Raw genomic sequence first — 19386 nt, 5'->3', positions numbered from 1 at the left:
TCAGTCGCTCTTGCGGGGGCGGCCGCCGGTGCGCGGCCGCTCGGCCGCGTACCGGCGCAGCGTGGCCTCTTCCCACACGGGGCCGGACGCGAGCACCGTGATCGGCTCGGGGAAGTCGGGGCGTGTGCGGGCCAGTTCGCCGACGCGCGGCGTCGTCACATCCAGGATCTCGGCGGCCTCCTTCGTCCCGGCGAGGCGGCCGACCGCGGCCGCCGGGTAGTCGGAGTGCGTCACGCTCAGGTTGATGATCCGGCCCCCGCGACCGGTCGCGTCGACGGCTTTCCGGATGAAGCGCTCGGCCTTCTGCGCCGCGCCGCCGACGGTCATGGACGTCACCTGCCCGGTGACTGTCACGCGGCGCGTGCCCGGGTCGTACTCGGCCTCGCCGTGGATGGTCTGAGCGACTGCCTGGGCATTCTCGACTGTCCACTCCAGTGCGTTGATCACGCAGCGGACGTTCCATTCGTACATGGCCACCTCCCTGTTTCCTGTCACGACCATACCTCAAAAATCCTGAACAACGGAAGGGGTTTCTTCGTGTAAAACCCTTCTCTTCATAAAGGGTTTTTGGTAGAGTGGTGCATGTCAGAAGGGAAGGGGCCGCGAACCCCGACCCGACAACCACCAGAAGGGGAAAATCATGTCGGACGAGTTCGACGCCAAACTGGAACGGATGGGGCTCCGCATAGCGAGCCTCTACCAGGGCATTCTCGTGGCTTGCCTCGCGCTGCCGTTGCCCATCAAGCTGCCGGTCGGCAACGTCGGCAACGTCGGCGACCCGAGCGCGGTGGCCGCTGTCCGCCGCGTCACCGAGATCGTCGAGGACCAGCCCATCCCCGAAGAGCAGCAGGGCGACCTGTACGCCGCGTGCGTCTACTGGCTGTGCAGCATCGACCTCTTCGGCCTTCAACTGGTCGAGAAGGACATCGACCGCGAACCCCAGGTCCTGGCGAACATCGCAGGCGTGGAGACCGCGCTGATCGAGCTCATGTCCTGGCTCTCCGACCAGGACGACTGATCACACGCTGCCCCCGGCCGCCAGCCGGGGGCAGCCCCGTCTCCGGACATGAAAAAACCGGCAGGACCGGGCCGAAGCCCAGCAGCCGCCACGGCGGCCGTCGCGAAATCCTGCCGGTACAACCACCCCGAAGGGCAGGCCTCTATCGTACGCGGGCGCCCGGCCCCAAGTGATATCGGTCGCCGGAGTCTCTTCCCCGACGTCGTGGAGATGATCAAGAAGTCCGAGCACGCCGACTGACTCCACGCTGCGCCGACGCCCGCGCGGACGTAGCGTGAAACCGGGGACAGATTCGGCTGAAGGGGCGCACCATGCCGTTGTGGTCCGGGGCCCTCAGTTTCGGTCTGGTCACGATCCCGATCAGGCTGGAGACGGCCGTCACCAGACACAAGATCAGCTTCCGCCAGATCCACCTGGCCGACCAAGGCCGCGTCCGCTACCGCAAGACATGCGAACTGGAGTGCGACGTCCTCAGCCAGGACGACATCGGCCGCGCCTACGAGACCGCTGACGGCCGCCTGGTGCCCCTCTCCGACGCCGAGCTTGCCGAGCTTCCCCTGCCGACCGCGAAGGTCATCGAGATCAGTGGATTCCTCGATGTCGCCAGCGTGCCCGCCACACAGATCGGCCAGCCGTACTACCTCGCACCCAACGGGCAGATCGCGAACAAGCCCTACGTCCTGATGCTCCGCGCCCTCGACCGCGCCGGGAAAGCGGCCGTCGGCAAGATCGCCATGCGCAACTCCGAGCGCCTGGTCCTCGTACGCCCCTACGGCGACATCCTCGCCGTGCACACCCTGCACTGGCCGGACGAGATCCACGCCACCGCCGAGGCGGCACCCCGCCGCGCCGCAGAGATCACCCCCGAGGAAGCCGCCGCGGCCGACGCCCTCATCGAGGCGCTCGGTACCGTCGGCATCGGCGACTTCCACGACGACTACGCCCGCGCCGTCGAAGACCTGATCAAGGCCAAGGCCGAAAGAACCGACCCCCCGGCCGCCGACCAGGACGCCGCGCCGGAGACCAAGCCCGCCGACCTCATGGCCGTCCTCCGCGCCGCCGTCGACCATGCGCACGGCGACGACTCGGGCGCCGATGCGGACGTCCACCGCATGTCCGACCGCAAGGCCAAAGCGAAGAAGAGCACCAAGAAGCCGGCCCGCAAGCGGGCCGGCTAAGGGTGGAGCGGGTGGTCCGGGCCGGCGCCCGGACCACCCGGAGCTGATCACGACGCGCGGTCGGGCTGCTGCGACTCCGCCAACTCGATACCGCGGATGCGCCTCAGCCACCGCGACACTGCGAAGAGGCCGCCACCGAGCAGCGCGCACGGCTCGCTGCGCTCCACCAGCAGCAGGTACAGCCCGTCCTCGGCGCAGAAGTAGATCACCGCCGCGCCCACCATCGAGACGATGAACGCGTTTGTGCGGGTGCTGGTGCGCAGCAGCCAGTCCACCGGCCGCCACAGGGGTGCGGCGACATCACTGATCCGCATCCGTCCGGCAGCCCACACGAAGCCGATCGCCATCCGGTTCCGCGCGACTCGCGGCAACGGAGTTCCTGGGTTGGGGTCACCGACAAGGTCGGCCGCCCACGCGTCCTGGAGATATGCCCGCCGAGGGCCGGCCACGGCGACGGCGATGGACGTCAGGGATTCAGCCATAGACCGTTCGCGCGCGACCGCCCGCCATCTGTTGAACCGGACGGAGAGAACCCTGTTCAGTGCCTGGGCCGACTTCGCGTTCGCGACCCCGGCGTCGGCCGCGATCGCCGCCAGCCGCCCGTGCTCTCGTTGGGCGATGCCCAAGTTTGACCGGGCAGTGAACAACAACCGGGTGAGTTCCTTGTCCGCGACCGCAGAAGGGTCGGCCGGAGCCGGTTCCATGGCCTGCCTGGCGGCCAGTTCCATGGCGGCTTCCGACGCCAGGCTGATTGCGCGGTTCACCACTTCACGGACCTCGTGGTCGTGCACGAGAAGCTTCTGGGTGATCTTGACGTGATGCATCACCCTGAAGCGGGGGATGACCTCGCCGGTGACGAAGACGCCGCACACGGCGAGCAGAAGCGCAGCCGGGTAAGTGGCGATGGGACCCCAGCCTCGCTGAATCGAGAGGATGACGAAGCCAAGCACGCCGAAGGCACTGATAGCCGCGCGCAGGGCGATGCTGCGTACACCGCGGGAAAGCGCAACTATTTCACTTTGCGATTTTTCCAGATCGAATGCGGCCGCTCGCTCGCGCGTCGCATTCCAGGACTCCATGAGGGCTTTCCACTCGGGTTCGGTGCTCATGCCACGCCCCCCGCCGGTCCGAGGAAGGCGGCGCGCCGGGCCTGCCGGGCGTCGAGGGCGGCGCGCGCGGCGCTGCGCCCGGTTCCCGTGAGCTCGTAGTAGCGGCGGGCCGGGCGGCCCGGGTGGGGTTCGGCTTCCGTGCTGCTGGTGACCCAGCCGCGGTCGGACAGCCGTTCCAGGATCGGGTAGACGGTGCCGGAGCCGAGGTCCGCGTCGCGGCAGATGCTGAAGCCCCAGGCGGGGGCGTCCTGCGTGGCCGCGAGCAGTACCTCCAGGACTGCGATGGTTGGCTTCGTGAGCCGAGGGGGTGACGTCATACCGTCAGTAGACCATATGTCGAGTACGACTGTCGAGTACGAGATTCGTGGTGGCGGCGCGCGGGACGACCCCGGGGCGCGCGGCCGTGATCGTCGGCCTGTCCCAATCCGATGGGATTCCGACGGCTGCCCATGATCATCCAGTGATCGTCAGCGCATCATGGAGATCAGCAAGTGCCCCTCGTCACCCGCGCCGTGAGGAGCCAGTCATGCCCGAACCCACTCCTGAGACGGATCTCGACTCCGACGACGTCTGGCCGCAGTGCACCGCCTGCCAGCGCGACCTGTGGGAGAACGAAGTCGGCCGGCACGCCTGCCGCCCCTGCGAGGAACGGACGGCTCAGCGCCTGCGCGAGCTCGGCCCGCTGTTCGAGCGCCTCGCCTCCACCGCCGCCCTTGAGAAGGGCGGGCGGCGCCCCGGGGCCGCCGCCGGCGGCACCCGCGTGCCGCCGCTCCCGCTGCGCCTGGCCGTCCTCAACCTCGCTGCCGCCGGGGGCGTCAGCACCCGCCTCCAGGCGATCGAGGACGCCTGGAGGCAGGCCCGCGGCCGCCGCATGGGCACCTGGGCCGGAAGCCCCGAGGAGGCCGTGCCCGTGCACCTCGATTTCCTCCGCATCAACCTGGAATGGGCGTGCGAGTCCTACCCCGAGGTCGCCCAGGACCTCGAGGAGATCCGCCACCTCCACTCCGAGTCCACCGCCGCCCTGTCGCCCGACCCGCGACCCGGCCGCGTCAAGATCGGCCTCTGCCCTGTGCGGCCGCCCGGCGGCGCCTACTGCGCGCAGCCGCTCACCGCGTCCGCCGCGTCCCACCGAATCCACTGCCCGGCATGTGGCGCTCGCTGGGAAGACCTCGCCGACTGGCGGCAGCTCCGGATTGACCAGGAGGCGATGCACGCCGTGCTCGCCGGCGCCGCGGCGTGAGCCCGGCTCTTCCGCAGCGCGACCGGTCGTTCGATTTCGACATGGATGTGCTCAAGACGGCCAACCTGGTCCGCGCGCTGAGCAGCGGGCAGCCGCCTGTGGACACGTGCCCGCTCCACTTCTGGCCCACTCCGGCCGGCGTCACCCAGGAGTGGCAGGACGGCGTCCTCGTGGTCACCTTCCACCCCTGCGGGCACGAGGCGTTCCCCCAGTTCGCCGCCGTCAGCAGGTACCTCGGCCAGCCTGTTGCCCGGGAGCCGCGGAAGCGACCGTGGGGACGGCGGCGGCGCCCGGCGTGGAAGGCGGCTCGGGCTCCGGAAAGCCCCTGTTGATCAGGTCGCTTGACCGCTGACCTGCGCGAGCGTATTTTCTGATCCAATTGATCTTACTGTCGAAGGGGCCACCCGTTGCGGGTGGCCCCTTTCGTATGCCCGGGGGTGAATCCATGCCCGAGCCGCACCTGGTCACGGAAGATCTCGCCGCGTACTTCACCGGCCGGCCCGCCTCCACCGTCCGCCGGTGGGCCGCCGAAGGCCGCATCACCCGGCACGTCGACCGCACGACGCGCCGCAACGGCGTCCGCTACGACCTGTGGGAACTGCCTGCTGCCGTACGCGACCCCGACACCCACGCCCTCATCCAGGCCGCGGAAGCGCCCCCTCTGCCCGACGACGCCGACCCCCTCGCCGCCTGAGGCGGCGCCCGCGACGTATTACCTGACGTTACGTCACGGGGCGGTCTCGGAAAGGTCACTGGCCCACGAAACCGGCACAAGCGGCAACCGGCCCCCAAGACAATGACCCGGACTCAATCCGGATCATTCGCCTGGGGGGAACCATGCGTCGCACCGGCGCCACCATCGCCACCGTCACTCTCGCTGCCGCGCTCGCCGCGTGCAGCGGCACCACCGTGAAGACGAGCCCCGACAAGACCGCCCCAACACCGCCGGCCAGCGCAGCCGCCACCACCGCCAAGGCGGCGCCGGCCACCACGAAGCCGGCCGCCGCCCGCATAGGCGACACCATCACCCTCCACGACGAGGACGGCACGAACCTCGCCGTCACCATCGTCAAATGGGCCGACCCCGCCCGCAGCAGTGACGACTACACCAGCCCTGACAAGGGCAACCGGTGGGTCGCCGCCCAGTTCCGGCTCGTCAACCATGGCACCGACACATACTCCGACAGCCCCACCAACGGATCGAAGGTCGCCGACACCCTGGGGCAGCGCTTCGGAACCGTCCTCGCCGACATCACAGCCGGCCCCGCCATGGACACCGGCCTGAACCTTCCCCCCGGCGAGACCGCCCTCGGCTGGGTGGTCTTCGAGATCCCCGCCGCGTCAAAGGTCGCCACCATCCAGTGGGCCCCCGACTCCGGATTCTCCGACGAGATCGGGCAGTGGGCCGTGAAGTAGCCGGACACCCACCCCCGACCGACAGCCCCGGCGCCGCGCGCCGGGGCTTCCTCATGCCCCCCGGCGTGAACATCAGACCGCCCGGGGCGCAGCAGGGCGACGACTGAAGGCCATGCCTGCACCTCGCCGCCCCGCCCGATGCGAGCAGGGCCGCAAGGCCATCACCGCCATCACCATCACCGCCATGATCGACATCGCCACAACCATCAGGAGTCACCATGTCCCCGTCCCAGCCCACGATGCGGGTGTTCATCGTGAACACCGGCGACCTCGCCACGCTGCACGCGAACCGCATCGAGGCCGCGTACTACAAGTCCGAGGGCGGCTTCACCACCTTCAAGGACACCGCCAACCAGCCTGTGTTCACCGTCCGCGACGATCACCTCGTGTCCGTGGAGCGCGCCCACGGCGCGGAGCCGCTGATCGCCGGCTTCACCGACCTGGTCGCTGCGGCCCGGGCGGACGGCCGCGCGCACGGCACGATCGGCACAACCGTCGAAGTGTCGCCCGACGGCGTCATCACGGAGACCAGCTTCACCGTGGACATCGCCATGTGCGAGAGCATCGACTCGACCCGCTCCACCCGGCACCCCGCCCCCGCCGCCTGAGACTCTCGCGGGCGGGTCGAGCCACCGTGGCGGCCGGCTCCCCGCCCGCGAGAACCGTGCTGCCACGCGTCCTGCCCGGCACATCACGTCTTCGTCCAGCTCGCAGAAGGAGGCCCCGGTGTGGCCGACAACCTGACCGACACAGCGGAGAACCGCACCCTCGACTGGCTCACCGGGAATACCACCACGTCGCCGACCGGCGCGCTGAAGGTCGCCCTCGTCACCGCCGCCGGAAGCGACAGCGCAGCCGGGACTGAGGTCACGGGCGGCTTGTACGCCCGGCAGACCGCGACATTCGGTGCCGCGTCCGGCGGTGCCGCGACCAACAGCGGCGACCTGGTCTGGTCGGGCATGCCCGCGGCGACCGTCGTCGGAGTGGAGATCTGGGACAGCGCCGGCACTCCGGTCCGGTGGTGGTACGGCGCGCTCACCGCGTCCAAGACCCTCGGCGCCGGCGACACCTTCACCATCCCCGCGGGCCAGCTCAGCGTCTCCCTGTCCTGACGCACAGGGGGAGGGGCAGTGGCCGCGCGCTTCTACTTCACGCCCGACGACGCGCCCTACGTGCCCGCCACCGTCAAAGGCGGATACGAGAACCCCGGCTCCGTGCTCACCGGCCTGCTGTCCCCGCACCCGTCCGGGGCCGCGTCGACCGTCACCACCGCCGTCGGCTCCACCACCAACCCGTGGGACGTCCTGTTCGGCCGCTGGATCAGCCCCCCGGCCTCCGTCAGCGGAACGATCAGCGGCCAGATCGCCTGGATCACCGGCCGGGCCGAGTCCAACGCCGGCGCCAACGCCGTCGTCTACATGCATGTGTGGGTCACCGCCGGAGACTCCGACACCGCCCGCGGCACCCTGCTGTCGAACTACGTCGGCGGCACCGAGTTCGGCACCAGCGCGACCGGCGGCGGCACCGCAGGGACCGCGATCACCTCCGTCGCCGTCCAGGCCGGAGACCGCCTCGTCGTCGAAGCCGGATACCGGGCGCTCGGTTCCACGAGCGCCGCGTACACCGCGACGATGAACTACGGCAACACCGGCACCCCTGACCTCGTCAACGGCGGGGCGGGCGCCAGCGGCCCCACCGTCCGCCCCGGCTGGATCGAGATCACCAACACCAGCGCCGACGGGATGTTCCCCCTGACCGTCCCCGGTGCCGCCGCACTCACCGCCGAGGCGGGTGCCGCCGCGGCCGGTGTCCGGACCGTCAACGGGTCTGTGTCACACACCGGTTCGGCGGTACTCACCGCGACCGCACGGACCACTCAGGCGGCCGCCGCAGGCCTGACCGGCGCCGGCGTGCTCACCGCCGCAGGCCTCCGCGCCGTCCCGGCACTCGCACCGCTCACCGCCGCGAGCTCCCTCACGGCCGCACCACGCCGCGACGCGCACTCCACCGTCACTGTCGAGGCCTCGGCCGCCCTCGCCGCGACGGGCCGGACCACGGTCCCCGCGCCCGCCGTCCTCGCCACCGCCTTCACCCTCACCGCCGCCGCAGTAGTCCCCGCGCGCGCCGCAGCCCAGCTCGCCGCGGCCCCGGAGCTGAGCGCCGCAGCGCTGCGCGCGGTCCCCGGATCCGCCGGCCTCGTGGTCTCGTCGGGCGCGGCCGCCGCCGCGGCAGTCACCTGGTACGCCTCGGCCGTCCTCACCTCAACCAGCGCGCTGTCCGCGTCGGTTGTACCCGGAGCGACCGCGTCCGCCACTCTCCATGCCGACGGCGCGCTCACCGCATCCGGCGCCGTCGCGACCCGGTCCGGCGCGGCCCTCGCCGCGGCCGTGACCGCACTGGCGTCCGGAGTCCGGGCCGCCGTCGGCCGGGCACCGCTTGCCGCGACCGCGACGGTCACCGCGACGAGTCTGGCCACGGCTGACGCCGCCCTCGCCGCCGCAGCAGACCTGAACGCCGCTGCGGCCCGTACCGTCCCGGCCGGCGCTGCCCTCACCTTCGCCGCCGCGCTCTCCGCGTCTGACGACAACGGCCCGGCCATCGGCGCGGCCCACCTCGCCGCCACTGGCGCGCTCACCGCGACGGCCGCCAACGCGCCCGACGCCGCTTACACGGTCGGCGCACCGGCCGGCCGCTGGTCCACCGCGCTGGCCGGTGACCGCTGGTCCTCCGCGCTCAGCACCAGTGCATGGGAGGCGGGGGCACCGTGGACGTAGCCGCGACCAGCACCGAGTACGTCCATATCCCCATTACGGCCTCCTCGCCGGACGGCGCCCCCGTCGACCAGGCGAGCCCTCCGCGAATCGCCTTCCTCACCGGGTCCGGGAATCCCGGCCCGTCCGACTGGTACACCGCCGAATGGTCCGCCGGAGCCGCCCGCATCCTCATCGGCCCCCACGGTGACACCGCCCTCGCGCCCGGCATCCACTGGGTGTGGGTCACCTGGACCGCGGGCGACGAGACGCCCGTCTACCGCCCCGGACGCATCCGCATCTTCTAGGAGACACGTGCGCACCCGCTTCACCTCCGGCATCCTCACGGCCGTGTTCACCGCGCTCACCCTTGCAGCAGTCCCCGCGTGCGGCGACGACAAGCCCAAGCCGGGCGACACCGCGACGACCAGGCCGACGACGTCGGCACCCCCGACGCACACCACGGCCCTTCCCACCACGCCGCCGACGACTCCGCCCACCACCGCGTGCGCACCGTGGGATCCGCAGTGCCAGACGCCCGTCCCGACGACCCCGCCGGACACCACCGAGCCGCCGACCACCGCGGCCGGCGGCTGAACCGGACGGGAAGGCCCGCGCCATGATCAGCGTCCTCCTGCCGTCCCGCGGCCGGCCCGGTCCGCTCGCCGACACCGTCGCCGGCCTCCTTGGACTCGCCCATGACCCTGCGTCTGTCGAGATCTTCATCGCCGCCGACCCGGACGACCCGGACACTGCCGCCGTCGGCCTGCCGCCGCAGGCCCGGATCTGGACCGCACCCGAGCGGTACGGCTACCACCAGCTCCACGCGTACGTGAACCACCTCGCCGCCCTCGCGGCGGGGGAGTGGCTGCTGCTGTGGAACGACGACGCCCGCATGATCACCCCCGGCTGGGACACCCTCCCTGGCACCCCGGACCGGGTCCTGTGGCCGCACACCAACGACGTGCCGACCTGCAACACCTTCCCGCTGTGGCCCGCCGCCTGGACCCGGGCCCTCGGCCACGTCTCCCTGTCGCCGCACTGCGACTCGTGGATCCAGTACCTCGGACAGTCCCTCGGCCGGCACGACCGCGTCGGCATCGAGATCCTCCACGACCGGGCCGACCTCACCGGCGGCCACGACGACCAGACCCGCGCGGAATCGCTGGCCGGATACCGGACCGCCGACTACGGCAGTCCCGCTATGGAAGCCGCCCGCGCGGCCGACGTCGCCGCCCTGCGTGCGCTTCTGACCGCGGAGGTGCCGTGACCGACCCCGGCTTCTACGAGCGGCAGCAAGTCGCCTGGTCCCGGCCCCCCGTCGACGACGTCGGCTACATGCCCGCCGAGGACCTCCTCGCGCTCCCCGCCGACCGGCTCCGCGACCTCATCGAGCGGATGCGCGCCACCCGGTACGGCGGCTGGCGCAACCACGGCGGCCTGTGGCGCGACCTCATGGGCCTCGACGAAGGCGGCCGGCGCGTCCTGGACTTCGGCTGCGGCACCGGCGTCGAGGCCCTCGAACTCGCCCTCGCCGGGAACCAGGTCGACCTCGCCGACATCACCCCCGTCAACCTGCACCTGGCCCTCCGCGTCATCGGCCTGTACGCCGACCAGATCACCTGGCAGCGCGACCTGACGATCTACCTGGCGCTCGCCGAACCCCCGTACATCGAGGCGCCGGACGGTTCGTACGACGTGTTCCACTGCAACGGCGTCCTCCACCACATCCCGTGGGCCCGGCAGATCATGGAACGCGCCCACCAGTTGCTGCGGCCCGGCGGCACCGCCCGCCTCATGCTCTACAGCGACCACGGCTGGCGGCAGGCCACCGGCACCGAACCCCCAGCCGACGTCACCACCCACCCCGCGTTCGGGCAGTTCGTCCGCTACTTCGACCAGGTCGGCGAGTACGCCGACTGGTACGACCGGGACCGCATCGAGGAGCGCTTCGGCGACCTGTTCACCGTCGAACGGTTCGCGTACCTCACCCCCAACCAGCGGTACTGCGCCGCCGTCCTCAGAAAGCGGGAAGCGGCATGAGCAGCACCGTAGGTTGGGTGGGCCTCGGCAAATTGGGGCTGACCTGCGCGCTCGCGCTCGCCAAGCACGGCGGCCACCGCATCGTTGGATACGACCCGTCGCCGCGCCCACAGCAGATCCTGACCGGCACTGCGGAACCGCCCGAGGAAGCCGGCATCGAGGAACTCCTGGGCGGCGCCTACGACCGCGTGCACTGCGCGCCGTCGCCCGCCGACGTCGTCACCGCCACCGACGGCATCGTCATGGTGTCCGTCCAGACCCCGCACGACCCGCGGTATGGCGGCGAGACCCCCATCACCGAGCAGCCGGTCGACTTCGAGTACGGCTACCTCATCCAGGCCGTACGCGACATCTCCCGGGCCGCCGCCGAGCAGGACAAGCAGATCACCATCGTCGTGATCTCCACCGTGCTGCCCGGCACCACCCGCGCGCACCTCGCGCCGCTGTGCGGCCCGAACGTCCGCCTCGTGTACGGCCCGTACTTCATCGCCATGTCGACCACCGTGCAGGACTTCCTCCGGCCGGAGTTCGTGCTCATCGGCTCCGACAGCGAGCAGGCGCTCGCCGATGTCGCCGCCCTCTACGCCACGGTCCACGACCGGCCGGTCCACGCCGTCAGCATCGAGTCCGCCGAGCTGCTGAAGGTCGCGTACAACTGCTTCATCTCCATGAAGATCGTCTTCGCGAACATGGTCATGGAGATCTGCCAGAAGACCGGCGCCGACTGCGACCAGATCGCCGACGGCCTCGCGCTCGCCACCGACCGCATCACGTCGCCCGCGTATATGCGCGGCGGCATGGGCGACTCCGGGGCCTGCCACCCTCGCGACAACCAGGCCATGTCCTGGCTCGCCGACCGCCTCGACCTGTCCGTCGACCTCATGGGCTTCGTCTCGCAGGCCCGCGAGGACCAGTCCGCGTGGCTCGCCGGCCTCACCGAGCACTGGCACCGGATGACCGGGCGGCCCATCTGCATCCTCGGCAAGGCGTACAAGCCGAACGTCAGCCTCACCAACGGTTCGGCTGGCCTGCTGCTCGCCGACCAGCTGCGCGCGCGCAGCCTCGACGTCGAGCACTACGACCCGCACGTTGACGCCGAGCCGTTCGACGCCGATCAGTCCGGCGTGTTCGTGATCGCCACCCGCCACGACGCGTTCCTCCACGCCCCCTACCGCTTCCCGCCTGGTTCGGTCGTCATCGACCCCCACGGCTACATGCCCGACCAGCCCGGCGTCACCACGATCCGCGTCGGCAGGAAGTCATGACCGCGATCGACTATGACCTCGAGTTCATCGAGGACGGTCGCACGATCGACCTGATCTCCATCGGCATGGTCGCCGACGACGGCCGCGAGTACTACGCGGTCAGCTGCGACATGCCCGTCGGCCGGATCCGCAAGCACAAGTGGCTGATGGCGAACGTCGTCCCGCAGCTGCCGAAAGCGCACGGCGACCGGCGGCTCACCATGCCGAAGCGGTGGCTGTTCGACTACACCGACCCCGCCGTGAAGCGCCGTCGGCTGATCGCGGCCGAAGTCGCCGCGTTCATCCAGGCGACCGGCGACTCCTCCGCCGGGGCCAACGACGTCGAGCTCTGGGCAGACTACGGGGCGTACGACCACGTCGCCCTCGCCCAGATGTGGGGGCCGATGCCCGACCTGGCGCCCGGCGTCCCCATGTTCACCTGCGACATCCAGCAGGAAGCACGCCGTCTCGGGATCGGCTGGAGCGACCTGCCCCAGCAGCAGGCCGGCCACCACAACGCGCTCGCCGACGCCCGCCACACCCAGACCGTACGGCGCTGGCTCGCCGCGCGACAGCGAGAGGGCAAGACATGAGCGCCGAAGACGTCATCGCCGCCTGGGACCGCCCCGAGGCCCGCGGCGCGATCCACCCCACCCGCGGCATCAGCGAGGACGCGTACACCGAATCCGGCCGCGCCCAGGCCGACATGCTCGCTCAGGACATCCCCGCCGGGGCGAAGGTCCTCGACTTCGGGTGCGGCGACGGCCGCGTCGCGATCCCGCTGCGCGCCCTCGGCTACGACGTCACCGGCGCCGACGCCTCCCCCCGGATGCTCGCCGCGCTCGCCGAACGCGACCCCGACCTGGCGGCGTTCCGGTCCGACGGCACCAACTTCCGCGACCACTTCGGCCCCCGCAAGGTCGACGCCGTCGTCTGCCTGTCCGTCCTGATCCACCACGACTACGCCGCCGGCGAGCAGCTCGTGGCGAACCTCCGCGGCATCGTGAAGAAGGGCGGCCTCCTCACCCTGGACTGGCCCACGTCCACCACCCCCTCCGACGGGCACGGCTGGCTCGGCGTCACCACCTGGGACAAGCAGCGCCAGGATGACCTCGCCGCCCGGCTGAAGATGGCCCGCGTCGACGAAGCCCGGCCCTGGGGCCTGTGGCGCGCCCTGTGACCGTCGCCGCCGTCATCCCCTGGCGCCCCGGCGACGACCACCGCAACCGCCACCACGCGACCGTACGAGCCCACCTCCGTACGCTGCTGCCCGACGCCGTCCACCTCGATGCCGACAGCGGCCACACCCCGTTCTCCCGCGCCGGCAGCCGCAACGAAGGAGTCCGCCAAGCCGAAGCCGCCGGCGCCTACACCATCGTGATCTGCGACGCCGACACCCTCGCCGAGCCCGGTCCGCTCCACGCCGCGATCGAGGCCGCCGGCGACGGCGTCCTCCACCTGCCGTACACCTGGTACCGGGGACTCACCGCCGCCGGCACCGTCGACCACCTCGCCGGCCGCCCAGCCGCAGACTGCACCGCCGACATCGAGCACCAGTGGGCCACCGGCGGCGTCCTCGTCATCCAGGCCGCCGCCTGGTGGACCGCCGGCGGCATGGACGAACGCTTCCGCGGCTGGGGATTCGAAGACGCCGCATTCCGGATCACCGCCGACGCCCTCCTCGGCCCCACCGCCGCACACACCGGCACGATCACCCACCTGTGGCACCCCGCCGAATCCGGACTCGGCACCCCCCAGCACACCGCCAACGGCCGCCTGTGCCAGCGCTACGTCGACGCCACCGGCAACCCGCAGACGCTGCGCCGCATCGTCGCCGAGCATGCCCCGCAGACCGCTTGACCCACCGACTGGCCCCGTACCGAGAGCGAGCAGCGCCATGCACGCCATCAAGGTCGACTACCGCAAGGACGCCCACGAGAAGCGCGGCACCCTCGTCAACCGCGGCTACTTCCTCCACGGCATCCCACGACCCCTGGTCCTGTGCCGCCTCGTCGGGCACAAGGCGGTCGTCGACGGCACCGACGGTGTCAACGGCCGGCCCGGGCACCGATGGGTGGCCTGTGACCGCTGCGGCACCCGCCCCAACCCGCAAGGACGGCTCGACCCCGCCCGGTGGAACATCGGCGACCGCTACACCGGCCCCCGCCTCGACGCCCCGCCACCGCCCCTCACCCGCGCCGAGATCGAACGCCGCGCCCGCGCCCACGAGCCGCTCGAAGACCCCGAGCAGACCCCCGGCCCGTGGCGACCCGAGCGCGACGGCGCAGTCGGCGCACAGCTCGTCATCGGCAAGCCCTACAGCGGCTGGAGCATCGAGTTCAAGGTCGGCAACGCCGGATCCGAACACACCCTCGCCGCGCACCTGCGCCTCTGGCCGTTCGGCGCCATCTACCTCCACTCCGAGGTCTTCGGTACCTGGCTCCAGCGCCGCCTCAACCCGACCGGCCACCAGTCCCGGGTCACCGGCCTCGACTTTTGGCACGGCGAACTGCGCTGGCGCCTGTGGGCCAAACGCGACGAGACGTCCCGCGACGACCCCTGGTGGCAGCACGGCCGCATTGTGCTCGACCCGCGCGACAAGCTCCTCGGCCGCTCGCACTACGAGTACGAGGACGTCGGCGAGCCAGTCACCGTCACCGTCCGCATGCCGCACGGCGACGACCACCAGGTCACCCTCAAGCTCCAGCACGTCACCGACGGGCGCCGCCGCCGCAAATTCCACTCCTGGAGCGCCGACTGGTCCTGCCGCCCCGGCATCCCCACCAAGGCGCACGGCCGCGGCACCCTCCACGGAAGCGGCGTCGACGTCTCCACCGCCTCCGTCAACGCCGGAACCTGGCCGGCCGAGGCCGCCGCCGCGATCGCCGTCGCCCTGGCCAAGGACCGCACCCGGCACGGCTACGACCCCGCCCCGGCCGCAGCCTGACCGAAGGGAGACCTCGATGCCGCCCTGCTACTGCGACACGCACCCCCACGGCGTCCCCGAAGCCGAGCCCACCACACGCCTGGCGCCGGCCGCCGACAACGACCGTCACGGCGCGGTCACCCGGCCCGTCACCACCGACCAGATCCCCGACGCCCTCCGCGGCCTACGGGCACCGCACCGCTAAACAAGGAGCCAGCGCCATGGCCCTCATCGCTTTCCCAATCACCGGCCCCGACTCCGCCGCCACCGCCTCTGACCGCGCGCGGGACACCGTGCGGGCCGTCCTCCGCGACCAGCTCCCGGCCCTGTCGGACGACGGCATCGAGCAACTCGCCGACGCAGTCACCAACGCGCTGCGCCCCGTGTCACTCGCCCCGCTCAGCCTCACCTACGCCTGGTCCGACGGCCAGACCTTCAGCACAGTCGACAAGAGCGGCGGCATCCCCGACGACGCCCGCGAACGCGCCCTCCTGGAAGCTCTCCTCCACCACGCGCTCACCGCAGTCGCGAAGGCGAGCAACCCGCTCCACACGACGGCCGTACCGATTTCCGGGCCCCGGGAGGGCTGAGCCGTGGACACCAACACGATGAGCGGTCCCGTCACCGCGGACACCGAGCAGGCGCCGGACCCCACACTCCAGGCCGTCATCATCGACAGCCTCGTCTCCGCCGCGCGCGAGTCGTACGAGGCCGACGACTCCGACCAGGCCTTCGACGAGGACGCTGTCCGGCAGGCCGCGTTCACCCAGTGGCTCGCCCGTCGTATCGCCGCCGACGTCGAGACCTACTACGCCGACACGGAGGCATGACGTGGCCCGCCTCCAGATCCTCCAGCTCCCCGAAGGCGCCGCCGACGAACGCCCGCCCTTCGCCCTCGTCATCGACCAAGTCACCAACCCCGAAGCGCTCGGCGCCGGACTGGACACCCCCGACGCCTCAGAGATCACCGGCGCCATGTTCGCGCACCTCGCCGACGAGATCGGCGCGCGCACCGTACTGATCTTCGAGGGCGAGACTGTGCACATCCCCGCCAACGATCTCCCGCCCGGCGCCCTGCTCCACGCCGCCGACGGCCCGGCCACGGCACTCTGCACCGGCCTGGAGTACCACGACACCCAGTGCGGCAAGTTCACCGCCGAGGAACGGCTCGAACTCGCCCGCCAAGCCCTCGCCGCCGACGGCTACTTCAGCGTCGACGAGATCGGCGACGACATCGCCCCCCGCATCACCGAGTGGCTCGCCCACCATCGCGGGCTCCTCGACTCGGAGCAGCGCCTCAGCGTCGATCTCCGCACCCGGCTTCAGGACACGAGCGACGCCGCGAGCACCGCAGACACCAGGCTCCACTTCAACAAGGCCGCCCTGCTCGAGGCGCTCGGCATGGACCCGACCCGCGACTGGGACGACATCGTCAACGCCGCCCGCACCCTCCGCCACGCCCGCGTACGCGACCTGAACGCCAGCGCTGACGCGCAGAACATGGCCGCCGCCCTCGGCCGCGTACCCAGCACCGAGGACATCCTCACCGCGCCCGGGACAACCATCGCCGACAGCACAGGGACCAGCGAAGCCGCGCGCACCCGCTGCTGCACCGCAGTCCACCAAGGCGTCCACGCCGACGGCTGCACCGGCCGAAGCGGCAGCCGCTCCCATGGCTGAACAGCCCATCGGCCAGCTGCTCGACACCCTCGCGGTCACCGCCGACATCGCCCCGGACGACATGCCGACCGACGCCCTCGTCATCCTCAAGGTCGTCGGACCCAGCGGCGAAGTCGGCGTCGTCCTCGGCGCATCCGAGACGATGGACTGGATCACCCAGGCCGGTCTCCTCGCAGCGGCGAACACCATCGTCACCGACAGCCCCACCACGGACTAACCATGACCCCGCCGCGCCGCACCTTCCGCGTCTCCACCCGCGTCTCCGGCCGCCGCCGCACCGTCACCGTCCACCTCTACGACACCGTCGAGCAGCTCCGCGCCGCCGCCACCGCGTACACCCGCCGCCACGGAACCGACCACGACGGCCAGTTCGCCCATGCGCGCGGCGTCACCCACACCGGCGAGACCCGCACCTACGACGGCACCGGCACAACCCCGCGCCGCAGCACCGCCGCCGCGATCATCCGCCTGGCCCAGCCGCACCTCGGCACCAGCGTGATCGTCCACGAAGCCCTCCACGCCGCGTGCGGCATCTACCGGCAGGACCACCTCGCCGAACACGGCCACGTCGAAGACGACATGGACAACGAAGAAGTCCTCGCGTACCTGACCGGCGACCTCACCCGCCGCATCGTCGACCGGCTCTACCACTACGGCGCATACACCGCGCCCGCCCAATGAGCGGCGGCTGGGCCGGCAGCAACCGGCGGTCCCGGCTCCCCCCGAACTGGCGAACCGAGATCCGCCCCGCCGCCCACGCCCGCAACCCCGAGCACATCTGCCACCTCTGCGGCCAGCCCGGCGGCGACTACCTCGACCACAAAACCCCCGGCGACGACCACAGCCCCGACAACCTCGACTGGGCACACGACGCCATACCCCCGCACTGCCACCGCCGCAAATCCAGCGCCGAAGGCAACGCCGCCCAGCGCGCCAACCCCCGCCCCGGACGCCGCCGCCCGGAGGAACCCCACCCCGGCCGGAGATGACCATGCCTGCCTATCTCGTCCAGCACCGCGGCGGACAACGAGGCGACATCTCCATCGACGATCCCAACCTCCACGTCGAACTCACCAACGGCTGGGCCGTCTTCAAAGACCGGACCTCCCTCGAAAAGGGCGCCGTCGTCCTGGCAATCCCCGCCGACCAGATCGCCAGCATCTGCCGCCTCGACCCCCAGGCGGACGACCACCCTGAACACCAACAGGCCCCGGCGGAAGGTTGATCCGCGATGACACGAGGACGACAGGGCAACGGGCACCGCACCAGCGGAGGCAACGCACAGACGCTCCGCGACTACTGGACCCGAGGCGCAGGCGCCGCCAAGATCCGCTGGGGCACGCCCGGAGACTGGTCCCGCTGCCACAGGCAACTCTCCAAGTACATGGGCGCAAGGGCCAAGGGCTACTGCCAGCTCAGGCACATAGCCGCGACCGGCATGACCACCTCAGCGCACGCCAAGGCGCTGCGCGCCGGAACCCGCAAACGATGAGCGACCTGCTGCACGTTGCCCCCTTCGGCGATTTGATCGAACGCGACACCAGGACGACAGAGCCCAACTGCCCGTGCGGGCCGACCGTCCAGCCGGTCGAGCGGGAGGACAGATCGACGGGATGGCTGATCGTCCATCACCCGCTGGACGGGCGCGAGCAGCACGAGAGGGGCACGGCGCCGGACTAGGGTCGCCGCCGGGCGTCGCCGTGTGCCGCGTCCCGTGCCAGCGGTCGGGCAGCGGCACGCATGTGCGACAGGAGATCGAATCGATCATCGACTCGCGACCGGCGAAGCATGATCGATCAGCAATGTCGCAGCGCTCAGTGATCTTGTCGGCCAAGCGGGGTCCGGTCCGGTCGACATGCCGGTTCCGGGCTCGGTGATCATGGCGAGGATGATCACGCTCGCTCGCCGCCCCCCTGGGGGGATACCCCCCTCCCGTGATCATTTGCCATCGGGGCCGTATAGCACCTGACCGGCTGTACGGGTTCCCTAGGGCCCTGACCTGCGGTGACGGCAGGCCGCCCGCGTCGGCCCGACGCGGCCTCTGAGCGTCAGATTCGTGATTATGGCTGGTCAAAGCGTAGTATCCGTAACGCCTCACCGGTAGGCTTGGCCCCATGAGCTACGTCGCCGCCGCTTCTCTCGCCCGCTGCGAGACGTGCGCCGGCCCGCTCCCGATCATGGCGCGGGCCCGCGCCCGGTACTGCTCGCCCGCCTGCCGCCAGTCCGCCTACCGGGCGCGCCGCCGCGCCGAGGCGCAGCGCGTCTCCGCGGAGCGCGCTGCGCACATCCCCGTCGAGCTGACCGGCCGGCACCGGTGGGTGCGGCACGCGGCGAAGCGGCCTCTGCGCCTGGATGGCCGGTACGCCTCCACCATCGACGCGTCGACGTGGTCCGACTACGCGGCCGTGGCCAAGTCGCGGACCGGTGAAGGACTGGGGTTCGTCCTTGCGCCCGGTGACCGGATCCTCGTCGTCGACCTGGACCACGCCGTCGACAGCGCCGGCCGGGTCGCCCCGTGGGCCGCTCGGATCATCGAGGCGCTGCCGCCGACGTACACCGAGCGAGGCCGGTCGGGTACCGGCCTGCACCTGTGGTTCCGCGCCGACCCGGTGGCCGGGCGGCGGATCCGCTGCGGAGATGTGGCCCTGGAGGTCTACTCCGACCGCCGGTACATCATCGTTGGCGACCGCGTGCCGGGCACGCCTCTCGAACTCGCCGAGCTGCCTGACGCGGCCGGTGTCATCGCCTCGCTGACCTGACGTCCGCGTCGGGGCGGGGCGCT

The 19386-nt window shown here is 71.3% G+C and carries 32 protein-coding genes; 29 read left to right on the top strand and 3 right to left on the bottom strand.

The window, feature by feature from the left end; translation table 11 throughout:
- Complete coding sequence (locus ACZ37P_RS18510; protein ID WP_467347419.1) at positions 1-471, bottom strand: hypothetical protein; 471 nt, start codon at positions 469-471, stop codon at positions 1-3.
- Between the two features lie 169 nt (positions 472-640).
- Here ACZ37P_RS18510 and ACZ37P_RS18505 point away from each other — a divergent pair, with 169 nt between their 5' ends.
- The gene (locus ACZ37P_RS18505; RefSeq protein WP_467347417.1) at positions 641-1018 is read left to right on the top strand and encodes a hypothetical protein; all 378 of its coding nucleotides are present in this window, start codon (positions 641-643) and stop codon (positions 1016-1018) included.
- A 311-nt stretch (positions 1019-1329) separates the two neighbouring features.
- Positions 1330-2196 (top strand): non-homologous end joining protein Ku, encoded by an 867-nt coding sequence (gene ku, locus ACZ37P_RS18500; RefSeq protein ID WP_467347415.1) that lies wholly within the window; start codon positions 1330-1332, stop codon positions 2194-2196.
- A gap of 47 nt (positions 2197-2243) precedes the next feature.
- Here ku and ACZ37P_RS18495 read toward each other — a convergent pair whose 3' ends face one another.
- Together ACZ37P_RS18495 and ACZ37P_RS18490 are read right to left on the bottom strand one after the other, a co-directional pair.
- Positions 2244-3305: a hypothetical protein gene (locus tag ACZ37P_RS18495; protein WP_467347413.1), complete on the bottom strand. Its 1062-nt coding sequence runs from the start codon at positions 3303-3305 to the stop codon at positions 2244-2246.
- On the bottom strand, positions 3302-3622 hold the full coding sequence (locus ACZ37P_RS18490) for a PadR family transcriptional regulator (protein WP_467347412.1): 321 nt from the start codon (positions 3620-3622) through the stop codon (positions 3302-3304). The genes ACZ37P_RS18495 and ACZ37P_RS18490 overlap by 4 nt, the downstream gene beginning before the upstream one ends.
- Positions 3623-3831: 209 nt before the next feature.
- On the opposite strand from ACZ37P_RS18490, the gene ACZ37P_RS18485 reads away from it, so the two are divergent.
- From ACZ37P_RS18485 to ACZ37P_RS18355, 27 genes are all read left to right on the top strand, one after another.
- The gene (locus tag ACZ37P_RS18485) at positions 3832-4545 is read left to right on the top strand and encodes a hypothetical protein (protein WP_467347410.1); all 714 of its coding nucleotides are present in this window, start codon (positions 3832-3834) and stop codon (positions 4543-4545) included.
- 41 nt (positions 4546-4586) lie between these two features.
- Positions 4587-4877, top strand: a complete 291-nt coding sequence (locus ACZ37P_RS18480) for a hypothetical protein (RefSeq protein WP_467347409.1) — start codon at positions 4587-4589, stop codon at positions 4875-4877.
- Between the two features lie 113 nt (positions 4878-4990).
- Complete coding sequence (locus ACZ37P_RS18475; RefSeq protein WP_467347407.1) at positions 4991-5239, top strand: helix-turn-helix domain-containing protein; 249 nt, start codon at positions 4991-4993, stop codon at positions 5237-5239.
- Positions 5240-5382: 143 nt separating this feature from the next.
- Complete coding sequence (locus ACZ37P_RS18470) at positions 5383-5961, top strand: DUF4352 domain-containing protein (RefSeq protein ID WP_467347405.1); 579 nt, start codon at positions 5383-5385, stop codon at positions 5959-5961.
- A 218-nt stretch (positions 5962-6179) separates the two neighbouring features.
- Positions 6180-6569: a hypothetical protein gene (locus tag ACZ37P_RS18465; protein WP_467347403.1), complete on the top strand. Its 390-nt coding sequence runs from the start codon at positions 6180-6182 to the stop codon at positions 6567-6569.
- Between the two features lie 120 nt (positions 6570-6689).
- Positions 6690-7073, top strand: coding sequence for a phage tail fiber protein (locus ACZ37P_RS18460; protein WP_467347402.1), 384 nt, complete (start codon positions 6690-6692; stop codon positions 7071-7073).
- 18 nt (positions 7074-7091) lie between these two features.
- On the top strand, positions 7092-8735 hold the full coding sequence (locus ACZ37P_RS18455) for a hypothetical protein (RefSeq protein WP_467347400.1): 1644 nt from the start codon (positions 7092-7094) through the stop codon (positions 8733-8735).
- Positions 8726-9019 (top strand): hypothetical protein, encoded by a 294-nt coding sequence (locus ACZ37P_RS18450; RefSeq protein ID WP_467347399.1) that lies wholly within the window; start codon positions 8726-8728, stop codon positions 9017-9019. The genes ACZ37P_RS18455 and ACZ37P_RS18450 overlap by 10 nt, the downstream gene beginning before the upstream one ends.
- Before the next feature lie 7 nt (positions 9020-9026).
- Positions 9027-9308, top strand: a complete 282-nt coding sequence (locus tag ACZ37P_RS18445; protein WP_467347397.1) for a hypothetical protein — start codon at positions 9027-9029, stop codon at positions 9306-9308.
- A 22-nt stretch (positions 9309-9330) separates the two neighbouring features.
- The gene (locus ACZ37P_RS18440) at positions 9331-9981 is read left to right on the top strand and encodes a glycosyltransferase family 2 protein (RefSeq protein ID WP_467347396.1); all 651 of its coding nucleotides are present in this window, start codon (positions 9331-9333) and stop codon (positions 9979-9981) included.
- Complete coding sequence (locus ACZ37P_RS18435; RefSeq protein WP_467347395.1) at positions 9978-10754, top strand: class I SAM-dependent methyltransferase; 777 nt, start codon at positions 9978-9980, stop codon at positions 10752-10754. Before ACZ37P_RS18440 ends, ACZ37P_RS18435 begins: the two co-directional genes overlap by 4 nt.
- Positions 10751-12019 carry a Rossmann-fold NAD(P)-binding domain-containing protein gene (locus ACZ37P_RS18430; protein ID WP_467347393.1) on the top strand — a complete coding sequence of 423 codons (1269 nt, stop codon included), beginning with the start codon at positions 10751-10753 and terminating at the stop codon, positions 12017-12019. The genes ACZ37P_RS18435 and ACZ37P_RS18430 overlap by 4 nt, the downstream gene beginning before the upstream one ends.
- Entirely contained in the window at positions 12016-12591 is a 576-nt protein-coding gene (locus tag ACZ37P_RS18425) for a hypothetical protein (RefSeq protein WP_467347391.1), read from the top strand. Before ACZ37P_RS18430 ends, ACZ37P_RS18425 begins: the two co-directional genes overlap by 4 nt.
- On the top strand, positions 12588-13178 hold the full coding sequence (locus ACZ37P_RS18420; RefSeq protein ID WP_467347390.1) for a class I SAM-dependent methyltransferase: 591 nt from the start codon (positions 12588-12590) through the stop codon (positions 13176-13178). The genes ACZ37P_RS18425 and ACZ37P_RS18420 overlap by 4 nt, the downstream gene beginning before the upstream one ends.
- Positions 13163-13858, top strand: coding sequence for a galactosyltransferase-related protein (locus ACZ37P_RS18415; protein WP_467347388.1), 696 nt, complete (start codon positions 13163-13165; stop codon positions 13856-13858). The genes ACZ37P_RS18420 and ACZ37P_RS18415 overlap by 16 nt, the downstream gene beginning before the upstream one ends.
- A gap of 37 nt (positions 13859-13895) precedes the next feature.
- Positions 13896-14945: a hypothetical protein gene (locus tag ACZ37P_RS18410; protein WP_467347386.1), complete on the top strand. Its 1050-nt coding sequence runs from the start codon at positions 13896-13898 to the stop codon at positions 14943-14945.
- A 16-nt stretch (positions 14946-14961) separates the two neighbouring features.
- Positions 14962-15129, top strand: coding sequence for a hypothetical protein (locus ACZ37P_RS18405; RefSeq protein WP_467347385.1), 168 nt, complete (start codon positions 14962-14964; stop codon positions 15127-15129).
- Positions 15130-15145: 16 nt separating this feature from the next.
- On the top strand, positions 15146-15514 hold the full coding sequence (locus ACZ37P_RS18400; protein ID WP_467347383.1) for a hypothetical protein: 369 nt from the start codon (positions 15146-15148) through the stop codon (positions 15512-15514).
- A gap of 3 nt (positions 15515-15517) precedes the next feature.
- A complete protein-coding gene (locus ACZ37P_RS18395) occupies positions 15518-15754 on the top strand; it encodes a hypothetical protein (RefSeq protein WP_467347381.1) in 237 nt (78 codons plus the stop codon).
- A gap of 1 nt (position 15755) precedes the next feature.
- A complete protein-coding gene (locus ACZ37P_RS18390) occupies positions 15756-16604 on the top strand; it encodes a hypothetical protein (protein WP_467347380.1) in 849 nt (282 codons plus the stop codon).
- Complete coding sequence (locus ACZ37P_RS18385; RefSeq protein ID WP_467347378.1) at positions 16597-16821, top strand: hypothetical protein; 225 nt, start codon at positions 16597-16599, stop codon at positions 16819-16821. Before ACZ37P_RS18390 ends, ACZ37P_RS18385 begins: the two co-directional genes overlap by 8 nt.
- Before the next feature lie 2 nt (positions 16822-16823).
- Entirely contained in the window at positions 16824-17285 is a 462-nt protein-coding gene (locus ACZ37P_RS18380; protein ID WP_467347376.1) for a hypothetical protein, read from the top strand.
- Entirely contained in the window at positions 17282-17593 is a 312-nt protein-coding gene (locus ACZ37P_RS18375; RefSeq protein ID WP_467347374.1) for an HNH endonuclease, read from the top strand. The genes ACZ37P_RS18380 and ACZ37P_RS18375 overlap by 4 nt, the downstream gene beginning before the upstream one ends.
- Before the next feature lie 2 nt (positions 17594-17595).
- A complete protein-coding gene (locus ACZ37P_RS18370; protein WP_467347373.1) occupies positions 17596-17829 on the top strand; it encodes a hypothetical protein in 234 nt (77 codons plus the stop codon).
- A 6-nt stretch (positions 17830-17835) separates the two neighbouring features.
- Complete coding sequence (locus ACZ37P_RS18365) at positions 17836-18096, top strand: hypothetical protein (RefSeq protein WP_467347372.1); 261 nt, start codon at positions 17836-17838, stop codon at positions 18094-18096.
- Positions 18093-18284: a hypothetical protein gene (locus tag ACZ37P_RS18360; RefSeq protein WP_467347371.1), complete on the top strand. Its 192-nt coding sequence runs from the start codon at positions 18093-18095 to the stop codon at positions 18282-18284. The genes ACZ37P_RS18365 and ACZ37P_RS18360 overlap by 4 nt, the downstream gene beginning before the upstream one ends.
- Before the next feature lie 434 nt (positions 18285-18718).
- Positions 18719-19363, top strand: coding sequence for a bifunctional DNA primase/polymerase (locus ACZ37P_RS18355; protein WP_467347370.1), 645 nt, complete (start codon positions 18719-18721; stop codon positions 19361-19363).
- Positions 19364-19386: the final 23 nt, after the last annotated feature.

This window comes from Streptomyces sp. NPDC024632, from assembly GCF_055559175.1.
Note: the sequence above shows the minus strand (reverse complement) of the source record. Positions and strands in the feature narration are given on the sequence as shown.

Bases quoted from the DNA above. Each gene is read 5' to 3' on its own strand.
- ACZ37P_RS18510 (WP_467347419.1), bottom strand. From the start codon at position 471: ATGTACGAATGGAACGTCCGCTGCGTGATCAACGCACTGGAGTGGACA.
- ACZ37P_RS18505 (WP_467347417.1), top strand. From the start codon at position 641: ATGTCGGACGAGTTCGACGCCAAACTGGAACGGATGGGGCTCCGCATA.
- ku (WP_467347415.1), top strand. From the start codon at position 1,330: ATGCCGTTGTGGTCCGGGGCCCTCAGTTTCGGTCTGGTCACGATCCCG.
- ACZ37P_RS18495 (WP_467347413.1), bottom strand. From the start codon at position 3,305: ATGAGCACCGAACCCGAGTGGAAAGCCCTCATGGAGTCCTGGAATGCG.
- ACZ37P_RS18490 (WP_467347412.1), bottom strand. From the start codon at position 3,622: ATGACGTCACCCCCTCGGCTCACGAAGCCAACCATCGCAGTCCTGGAG.
- ACZ37P_RS18485 (WP_467347410.1), top strand. From the start codon at position 3,832: ATGCCCGAACCCACTCCTGAGACGGATCTCGACTCCGACGACGTCTGG.
- ACZ37P_RS18480 (WP_467347409.1), top strand. From the start codon at position 4,587: ATGGATGTGCTCAAGACGGCCAACCTGGTCCGCGCGCTGAGCAGCGGG.
- ACZ37P_RS18475 (WP_467347407.1), top strand. From the start codon at position 4,991: ATGCCCGAGCCGCACCTGGTCACGGAAGATCTCGCCGCGTACTTCACC.
- ACZ37P_RS18470 (WP_467347405.1), top strand. From the start codon at position 5,383: ATGCGTCGCACCGGCGCCACCATCGCCACCGTCACTCTCGCTGCCGCG.
- ACZ37P_RS18465 (WP_467347403.1), top strand. From the start codon at position 6,180: ATGTCCCCGTCCCAGCCCACGATGCGGGTGTTCATCGTGAACACCGGC.
- ACZ37P_RS18440 (WP_467347396.1), top strand. From the start codon at position 9,331: ATGATCAGCGTCCTCCTGCCGTCCCGCGGCCGGCCCGGTCCGCTCGCC.
- ACZ37P_RS18430 (WP_467347393.1), top strand. From the start codon at position 10,751: ATGAGCAGCACCGTAGGTTGGGTGGGCCTCGGCAAATTGGGGCTGACC.
- ACZ37P_RS18425 (WP_467347391.1), top strand. From the start codon at position 12,016: ATGACCGCGATCGACTATGACCTCGAGTTCATCGAGGACGGTCGCACG.
- ACZ37P_RS18420 (WP_467347390.1), top strand. From the start codon at position 12,588: ATGAGCGCCGAAGACGTCATCGCCGCCTGGGACCGCCCCGAGGCCCGC.
- ACZ37P_RS18410 (WP_467347386.1), top strand. From the start codon at position 13,896: ATGCACGCCATCAAGGTCGACTACCGCAAGGACGCCCACGAGAAGCGC.
- ACZ37P_RS18405 (WP_467347385.1), top strand. From the start codon at position 14,962: ATGCCGCCCTGCTACTGCGACACGCACCCCCACGGCGTCCCCGAAGCC.
- ACZ37P_RS18400 (WP_467347383.1), top strand. From the start codon at position 15,146: ATGGCCCTCATCGCTTTCCCAATCACCGGCCCCGACTCCGCCGCCACC.
- ACZ37P_RS18385 (WP_467347378.1), top strand. From the start codon at position 16,597: ATGGCTGAACAGCCCATCGGCCAGCTGCTCGACACCCTCGCGGTCACC.
- ACZ37P_RS18380 (WP_467347376.1), top strand. From the start codon at position 16,824: ATGACCCCGCCGCGCCGCACCTTCCGCGTCTCCACCCGCGTCTCCGGC.
- ACZ37P_RS18375 (WP_467347374.1), top strand. From the start codon at position 17,282: ATGAGCGGCGGCTGGGCCGGCAGCAACCGGCGGTCCCGGCTCCCCCCG.
- ACZ37P_RS18370 (WP_467347373.1), top strand. From the start codon at position 17,596: ATGCCTGCCTATCTCGTCCAGCACCGCGGCGGACAACGAGGCGACATC.
- ACZ37P_RS18365 (WP_467347372.1), top strand. From the start codon at position 17,836: ATGACACGAGGACGACAGGGCAACGGGCACCGCACCAGCGGAGGCAAC.
- ACZ37P_RS18360 (WP_467347371.1), top strand. From the start codon at position 18,093: ATGAGCGACCTGCTGCACGTTGCCCCCTTCGGCGATTTGATCGAACGC.
- ACZ37P_RS18355 (WP_467347370.1), top strand. From the start codon at position 18,719: ATGAGCTACGTCGCCGCCGCTTCTCTCGCCCGCTGCGAGACGTGCGCC.